Source organism: Nocardia niigatensis NBRC 100131 (assembly GCF_000308655.1).
Taxonomy (GTDB): Bacteria; Actinomycetota; Actinomycetes; order Mycobacteriales; family Mycobacteriaceae; genus Nocardia; species Nocardia niigatensis.
In genome coordinates this window covers 379,813-385,926 of sequence record NZ_BAGC01000041.1, presented here as the reverse complement: position 1 = coordinate 385,926, position 6,114 = coordinate 379,813, and the positions used below count along the sequence as shown (strand labels likewise).

General features: G+C 68.3%; 5 protein-coding genes. All 5 read left to right on the top strand.

Annotation, left to right across the window (positions count from 1 at the left end):
* On the top strand, nt 1–991 hold a 991-nt coding region (gene ftsY, locus ON33_RS16890; RefSeq protein WP_040859832.1), incomplete at its 5' end, for a signal recognition particle-docking protein FtsY.
* Between the two features lie 197 nt (nt 992–1,188).
* Nucleotides 1,189–2,601: an ammonium transporter gene (locus tag ON33_RS16885; RefSeq protein ID WP_085996768.1), complete on the top strand. Its 1,413-nt coding sequence runs from the start codon at nt 1,189–1,191 to the stop codon at nt 2,599–2,601.
* 5 nt (nt 2,602–2,606) lie between these two features.
* The gene (locus ON33_RS16880) at nt 2,607–2,945 is read left to right on the top strand and encodes a P-II family nitrogen regulator (protein ID WP_040859831.1); all 339 of its coding nucleotides are present in this window, start codon (nt 2,607–2,609) and stop codon (nt 2,943–2,945) included.
* Between the two features lie 122 nt (nt 2,946–3,067).
* Nucleotides 3,068–5,518, top strand: coding sequence for a [protein-PII] uridylyltransferase (locus ON33_RS16875; RefSeq protein ID WP_040859830.1), 2,451 nt, complete (start codon nt 3,068–3,070; stop codon nt 5,516–5,518).
* Between the two features lie 196 nt (nt 5,519–5,714).
* Entirely contained in the window at nt 5,715–6,023 is a 309-nt protein-coding gene (locus ON33_RS16870; protein WP_040859942.1) for a hypothetical protein, read from the top strand.
* The last annotated feature ends 91 nt before the right edge of the window (nt 6,024–6,114 follow it).

The following is a 6,114-nucleotide window of genomic DNA, read 5'->3' as shown; positions in this document are numbered from 1 at the left end:
GCACGCGGGCGCTCCCGCCGCCGCACCCGAAACCGCGCCCCCCGCTGCCGCCCCCGCGATCGCCGAGATCGAGCCGACCGCGGGTCGCCTGACCCGGCTGCGCGGTCGCCTGTCCCGTTCTCAGAACGCCGTCGGCAAGTCGCTGCTCGGCCTGCTGGGCGGTGGCGATCTGGACGAGGACTCCTGGGAGGAGATCGAGGACACCCTGGTCATGGCCGACCTGGGCACCGCCAGCACCGCCGCCATCGTGGAACGCCTGCGCGAGGAGATGGCGGCCCGCAGCGTCCGCACCGCCGCCGACGCCCGTGCCCTGCTGCGCGAGGTGCTCGTCGAGGCGCTACGCCCGGAGCTGGATCGCTCCATCCGGGCCCTACCGCACGCCGATCACCCGTCGATCCTGCTGGTCGTGGGCGTGAACGGCACCGGAAAGACCACCACTACCGGCAAATTGGCGCGCGTGCTGGTGGCCGACGGCCGTCGCGTGCTGCTGGGCGCGGCCGACACCTTCCGTGCCGCGGCCGCCGATCAGCTGCAGACCTGGGGTGAGCGCGTGGGCGCGGAGACCGTGCGCGGCAAGGAGGGCGCGGATCCCGCGGCCGTCGCCTTCGACGCGGTGTCGGCCGGCATCGATCGCGGTGTGGACGCGGTGCTCATCGACACCGCGGGCCGCCTGCACACCAAGACCGGTCTGATGGACGAGCTGGGCAAGGTCAAGCGCGTGGTGGAGAAGAAGGCCGCGGTCGACGAGGTCATCCTGGTGCTCGACTCGACGGTCGGCCAGAACGGCCTGATGCAGGCGCGGGTCTTCGCCGACGTCGTGGACATCACCGGTGTCGCGCTGACCAAGCTGGACGGAACCGCGAAGGGCGGCATCGTCTTCCAGGTGCAGCATGAGCTGGGCGTTCCAGTCAAACTGGTCGGTTTGGGTGAGGGTGCGGATGATCTTGCTCCCTTCGAGCCCGGCGCCTTCGTCGACGCCCTGCTCGGTTAACCCGTACTGAACAGCATCGATATCGAATTCAACATCATCCTCACAATCTGGTCGTAACAGTGGTGCGGTTCGGGAAATGTGACCGCAACACTGCAAGCTCACCCGTTCACCTAGGCGAAACGCCGCAGGATCACGGCTGAAACACCGACTGGTGAATCTCATTGCAGGCTTATTCGCAGGTTGCTGCGGGGCCAGAGATGAGGAGGACAAAGGTGGCGTATCCACTCGTTGATTTGCCGAACACCGGCGACACAGCCTGGATGTTGGCGAGTTCAGCACTGGTGCTTTTAATGACCCCGGGGCTCGCGTTCTTCTACGGCGGCATGGTCCGTAGCAAGAACGTGCTCAACATGATCATGATGAGTATCAGCGCCATGGGCATCGTCGGCGTGCTATGGGCGATCTTCGGGTTCTCGGCAGCGTTCGGTGACAACAAGTTCGGACTGATCGGCAACCCGAAGCAGTTCTTCGGGCTCAAGGGCCTGATTGGCGCCGACTCTCACCCGGCCGTGGCCGCCGACCCGTCCAAGGGCGTCGACGCTGTCAAGGCGATCGGCATTCCACTGGCTGGTAACACCGCAATCCCGATGACCGTGTTCGTCGCGTTCCAGCTGATGTTCGCGATCATCACCGTCGCCCTGATCTCGGGTGCGGTCGCCGACCGACTGAAGTTCGGTGCCTGGGCGCTGTTCGCCGCGGTCTGGGCCACCGTCGTCTACTTCCCGGTCGCGCACTGGGTCTTCGACGCCAATGCCACCGACCCCGACACCGGCGATGTCATCCACGAGGGTGGCTGGATCCTCAACAAGCTGCACGTGATCGACTTCGCCGGTGGTACCGCGGTCCACATCAACGCCGGTGCCGCGGGTCTCGCGCTGTGCCTCGTCCTCGGCAAGCGCAAGGGCTGGCCGAAGACCCCGATGCGTCCGCACAACCTGCCCTTCGTCATGCTCGGCGCCGGTTTGCTGTGGTTCGGCTGGTTCGGATTCAACGCCGGTTCGGCGCTGTCCTCCAACGGCACCGCGGGTTCCACCTTCCTGACCACCACCTTCGCTACCTGTGCCGCCATGCTCGGCTGGCTGCTCGTCGAGAAGCTCCGCGATGGTCACGCCACCTCGCTGGGCGCCGCGTCCGGTGTGGTCGCGGGTCTGGTCGCCATCACCCCGTCCTGCTCTTCGGTGAACGTCCTCGGCGCGCTGGCCATCGGCGCGGTCGCCGGTGTGTCCTGCGCCCTGGCCGTCGGCCTGAAGTTCAAGCTGGGCTTCGACGACTCGCTCGACGTGGTGGGCGTTCACCTGGTCGGCGGCATCATCGGCACCCTGATGGTCGGCCTGGTGGCCACCAAGGAGGCGCCGGCCCATGTCGCGGGTCTGTTCTACGGCGGCGGTTTCGACCAGCTGTGGCGTCAGGCCGTGGGAGCCGGTGTGGTGCTTGCCTTCTCGTTCGTCGTGACGCTGATCATCGCCCTGGCCATCAAGTACACCATCGGCCTCCGCGCAACGGAGGAAGAGGAGTTCGTGGGCATGGACGAGTCGGACCACGCTGAAACGGCATACGATTTCGCTGCTGTGGGTGGTGCGGCGCGCACCGCCGCCGTCAAGGAGGCATGACGATAATGAAACTGATCACTGCGATCGTGAAGCCGTTCACCCTGGAGGACGTGAAGACCGGCCTGGAGCAGGCGGGCGTGCTCGGCATGACCGTCAGCGAGGTTCAGGGTTACGGCCGCCAGAAGGGCCACACCGAGGTCTACCGCGGCGCCGAATACTCCGTCGACTTCGTCCCGAAGGTTCGGGTCGAGGTGGTCGTGGACGACGCTTCCGTCGACAAGGTCGTCGAGGTCATCGTGGAGGCCGCCCGCACCGGCAAGATCGGTGACGGCAAGGTCTGGGTGACCCCGGTCGACGCCATCGTCCGGGTGCGCACCGGCGAACGTGGTTCCGACGCTCTGTAATTCCGTGACGCGGTAACCAGAGCGGAACCAGTGGCGGCCCCGGCCACCGTCGGTGTCGAACCGGCGGTGGCGGGGCCGCCCCCATGTGCGGCGACGAACTGAATTCATGAGGGGTGGTTGGTGTGGGTTTCCAACAGGCACGCGACGACAAGTCCGAAGGCGAGAAAGTCGCCGTCGGCGGAGCCTCGGACCTGGTCCGGGCCCGCGACCAACTGCTCGCCGAGCACAGCGTGCAGGGTCGCTCGTCCCGCCTGGACCCCGAGGCGCTGCGCGAGGCGCTGGTGGATCTGTACGAACTGTGGCTGACCACCAAGGGCCACGAGGTCGGCATCACCGCCGACAGCGGGCTCGCGCTCGTCGCCGTGGGCGGACTGGGCCGCCGGGAGATGCTGCCCTATTCCGATCTGGATCTGGTGCTGCTCTACGACGGCGTCGACCCGCAGCGGGTCGCCGAGGTCGCCGATCAGCTCTGGTATCCGCTGTGGGACGCCCACATCAAGCTCGATCACAGCGTGCGCACCGTCCCGCAGGCGTTGCGCGTGGCCGCCGACGATCTCACCGCCGCCCTCGGCATGCTCGAGGCCCGGCACATCGTCGGCGACGACGGTTTGAGCAACCTGCTCATCAGCGGCGTCCGCCGGGACTGGCGCGCCGGAATCCGGTCCCGTTTCGACGCCCTGCTGGAGCAGACCCAAACCCGCTGGCGCAGAAGCGGAGACGTCGCGCACCGCGCCGAGCCCGATCTCAAGAACGGGCGCGGCGGGCTGCGGGACATCCAGCTGCTGGACGCCCTCGCCATCGCACAGCTGACCGACGCCATGCCGGGGCTCGGTCCGGAGGTGCCCGGTGGCGGGTTGCGGCAGGCGCATCGCCGCCTGCTCGATGTGCGGACCGAGCTGCACCGCGTGGCCGGGCGGGCCCGCGACCAGTTGCGGGCCCAGGACGCCGACGAGATCGGGGCGGCCCTGCGCATCGGGGACCGCTTCGATCTGGCCCGCACGCTCAGTGATGCGGCCCGCACGGTGAGTTATTCGACCGACGTCGGGCTGCGGACCGCGGGAAACGCGCTGCCTCGGCGCGGGCTCGCGCGCTTGCGCCGCGCCCCGGTGCGCCGACCACTCGATGAGGGGGTGGTCGAGCATTCCGGGGAAGTGGTGCTCGCCCGCGATGCCCGGCCGCAGCGCGACTCCGGGCTGATACTGCGGGTGGCCGCCGCCTCGGCGCAGACGGGACTGCCCATGTCGGCGACCACCCTCAACCGGCTCGGCGAGGACGCGCCCGAGCTACGCGAGCCGTGGCCCAAGGATGCCCTCAACGACCTGCTGGTCCTGCTGGGCACGGGCCGCGGCGCCGTCGACGCTGTCGAGGCCCTGGACCGGACGGGCCTGTGGGGCAGGCTGTTTCCCGAATGGGGTGTGGTGCGCGACCTGCCGCCGCGCGACGCCATGCACACCTGGACCGTGGATCGTCACCTGATGGAGACCGTCGCCCAGGCCGGGGCGCTGTCCACCCGGGTCGCCCGCCCGGACCTGCTGCTGCTGGGCGCGCTGCTGCACGATATCGGCAAGGGCCGCACCGGGGATCACAGCGTGGTCGGCGCGGAGCTGGCCGTCTCCATCGGAAATCGCTTGGGGCTGTGGCCTTCCGACGTGCAGACGCTGGCGGGCGTGGTGCGTCACCACCTGCTGCTGCCCGATACGGCAACGCGCCGTGACACTTCCGATTCCGACACCGTGAAGATGGTGATCGACGCCCTCGGCGGCGATTCGAACCTGCTGGAGCTGTTGCACGCCCTGGCCGAGGCCGACGCGCTGGCCACCGGGCCCGGCGTGTGGAACGACTGGAAGGCCTCGCTCATCGGCGATCTCGTGCGCAACTGCCGCACGGCCATGGCGGGCGAACCGCTGCCCGAGCCCACCCCGATTCCCGACGAGCTGCGCGCCCGCGCGGAAGCCGGTGGCGTGCATGTGGATCTGAAGCCGGGGGAGGGCCGCTTCCACCATGTGGTGACCGTGGTCGCGCCCGACACGCCGGGTCTGCTCTCCGATGCGGCGGGTGTGCTGGCCGTGCATTCGCTGCGCGTGCTGTCGGCGGAACTCGCCGGCGTCGGCGACTCGGCCATCGACACCTTCGTGGTGGCGCCGCGTTTCGGTGATCCGCCGGACCCGGGCCTGCTGCGCCAGGAGCTGATCCGCGCCATCAACGGCGATCTGGATCTGGCCTCGGTGCTGGCCCGCAAGGAGCGCGACGCGGGTGGCACGCAGCCGAGTCCGTTCGCTCAGGCGCGACCGCGGGTGTTCTGGCACGAGACCGCCGATCCGGGGCGGGTGCTGCTGGAATTGCGTGCCGAGGATCGCATCGGATTGCTGAGCCGATTGGCCGCGGCGCTGGCCGCGGCCGGGGTGAATGTCTGCTGGGCGAAGGTGGTGACCATGGGTTCGGCGGTCGTCGACTCGTTCTGCCTGGATCTGGGCGATTCCGACACGCCCGGGCGGCGCGCGGAGATCGAGGCGGCGCTGCTGGCGGTGGTGCCGCCGCAGCAACCGAAGAAACCTCTCGAATCGGACAGCTGAATCGGATCTTCCAGCTATTTTCCAATGGTTTGCCAGGGATCGGTATTTGCTGGCAAACCAGCCGATTGCCAGTTAATCATAATGTTGCAGGCTATTTGCTGTAATACCGGTTGGGTGCTCGGCGGCAAACCCTAATATTCGCGTGCAAGGTCAAAAGGAGATCACCAGCTGTCGCGAGCATGAGGGGAGCAGGTCTGTGGCAATCGAAGTCGTGTCCGAGTCGATGATGACGAGTGATCTGACCGCACACATCGCCCGCTGCGTCGGCGGCGATCGCTGGGTGGTGTCCTGGCTGCCAGGGCGCACCCTCAGTGGTCAGCAGGCGGTGACCGCCATGACCATCGCCTCCACCGTCAGCGAGCAGGAGCCCACCCAAACGGAGTGGGCCATGCTCGACGGGCTCGCTCTTGCCCTGGGCCTCACCGCCCGCGAGGCCATCGGCATGGTGGCAAGCGAGGAGCACGACCTCCGGCGGCCGGGCCCACGGCCGCGCTCGCTCGAATAAGCGGCCCGGAACCGCTTGCGGCTGTACCCGGTTCGCGCAGGTCCGAGCCTGGCGCAACGGCATCACGCGGATCCCACTACCCTGGTATCTC

Bases quoted from the DNA above. Each gene is read 5' to 3' on its own strand.
- ON33_RS16885 (WP_085996768.1), top strand. From the start codon at position 1,189: ATGAGGAGGACAAAGGTGGCGTATCCACTCGTTGATTTGCCGAACACC.
- ON33_RS16880 (WP_040859831.1), top strand. From the start codon at position 2,607: ATGAAACTGATCACTGCGATCGTGAAGCCGTTCACCCTGGAGGACGTG.